At 45.0% G+C, this 2,023-nt stretch carries 1 rRNA gene; it reads left to right on the top strand.

The window, feature by feature from the left end:
* A 23S ribosomal RNA gene (locus tag ACU68Y_RS08990) occupies window positions 1-2,023 on the top strand; the annotation flags it as partial.

The raw sequence follows: 2,023 nt of genomic DNA, 5'->3' as shown, positions 1-2,023 counted from the left end.
AGAACCTGAAACCTTGCGCCTACAAGCAGACAGAGGAAGAAGACTTCTAATGTCGTACTTTTTGTAGAACGGGCCAGCGAGTTACGATACGTAGCAAGATTAAACATTTAAGATGTGAAGTCGCAGGGAAACCGAGTCTTAATAGGGCAAAAGTTGCGTGTTGTAGACCCGAAACCGGGTGATCTATCCATGGGCAGAGTGAAGGTAAAGTAAAATTTACTGGAGGCTCGAACCGGGTAGCGTTTAAAAGCTATCGGATGACCTGTGGATAGGGGTGAAAAGCCAATCGAACTCGGATATAGCTGGTTCTCCTCGAAATAGCTTTAGGGCTAGCCTTGTTTTAGATTACAGGAGGTAGAGCACTGAATAGTCTAGGGGAAGTAATTCTACCGAAACTTATCAAACTCCGAATGCCTGAAAATCGATGAACAGGAGTCAGACCATGAGGGATAAGCTTCATAGTCAAAAGGGAAACAGCCCAGACCACCAGTTAAGGTCCCAAAATACAGATTAAGTGGGAAAGGATGTAATACTACTCAGACAACCAGGATGTTGGCTCAGAAGCAGCCATACATTTAAAGAGTGCGTAATAGCTCACTGGTCAAGTGGTAATGCGCCGAAGATGAACGGGGCTAAATCTGATACCGAAACTGTGGGATAGAAAAGCAATTATGCGAGAAGTATGGTTAAGATTAGGAAATATATCAACTAGTAAAGTAAGAGAGAAAGACATAAACAAAATTTGTGAAAACACAAAGCGTAAAACTATTGAACGATACAATTTCTAAAACACTTAACAACATACAACTGGCATAATAGCTTTTCTATCGGTAGAGGAGCGTTGTATATGAGAAGAAGCAAAAAGCGTAAGCAATTGTGGATTATATACAAGTGAGAATGCTGGCATGAGTAGCGAAAAGGGATGTGAGAATCATCCCCGTCGAAAGCCCAAGGATTCCTGAGCAAGGCTCGTCCTCTCAGGGTAAGTCGGGACCTAAGGCGAGGCCGAAAGGCGTAGTCGATGGACAACAGGTAGAAATTCCTGTACTACAAGATTGTGATTGAGAGAAGTACTGACGCAGAAGGAAAAGTCGAGCGTGCTGATGGTTGTGCACGTCCAAATAACAAGCCAGAATATACAGGCAAATCCGTATATTCGTCAACGTAAGTTATGATGGGGAGCAGAAAGATGCGAAGCGACAGATTCAAACTGCCAAGAAAAGGTGCTATCGAATAATCTTGTACCCGTACCGCAAACCGACACAGGTAGGCAAGAAGAGAATTCTAAGACGCGCGGAAGAACCTTTGTTAAGGAACTCGGCAAAATAATCCCGTAAGTTAGCGAGAAGGGATGCCTAAGAAATTAGGTCGCAGAGAATAGGCCCAAGCGACTGTTTACCAAAAACACAAGTATCTGCTAAATCGAAAGATGAAGTATAGGTGCTGACACCTGCCCGGTGCTGGAAGGTCAAGGGGACTTGTTAGAGCAATCGAAGCAACGAACTTAAGCCCCAGTAAACGGCGGCCGTAACTATAACGGTCCTAAGGTAGCGAAATTCCTTGTCGGGTAAGTTCCGACCCGCACGAAAGGTGTAACGATTTGGGCGCTGTCTCAACAAAGGATCCGGTGAAATTGTAGTAGTCGTGAAGATGCGACTTACCCACGGTAGGACGGAAAGACCCCGTGGAGCTTTACTGCAGGTTGACATTGAATTTTGGGATTAAATGTACAGGATAGGTGGGAGACGAAGAAGCAAGCTCGCCAGAGTTTGCAGAGTCACTGTTGGGATACCACCCTTTTAATTCTAAAGTTCTAACTAGTTACCATGAAGCTGGTAATAGGACACTGTCAGTCGGGCAGTTTGACTGGGGCGGTCGCCTCCAAAAAAGTAACGGAGGCGTTCAAAGGTTCGCTCAGAATGGTTGGAAATCATTCAAAGAGTACAAAGGCAAAAGCGAGCTTAACTGCGAGACATACAGGTCGAGCAGAGACGAAAGTCGGACTTAGTGATCCGGTGGTACC

Source organism: Finegoldia sp. P1-F-LS (assembly GCF_052932205.1).
The sequence above is the reverse complement of the archived record's forward strand: the minus strand, read 5'-3'. Positions and strand labels throughout refer to the sequence as shown.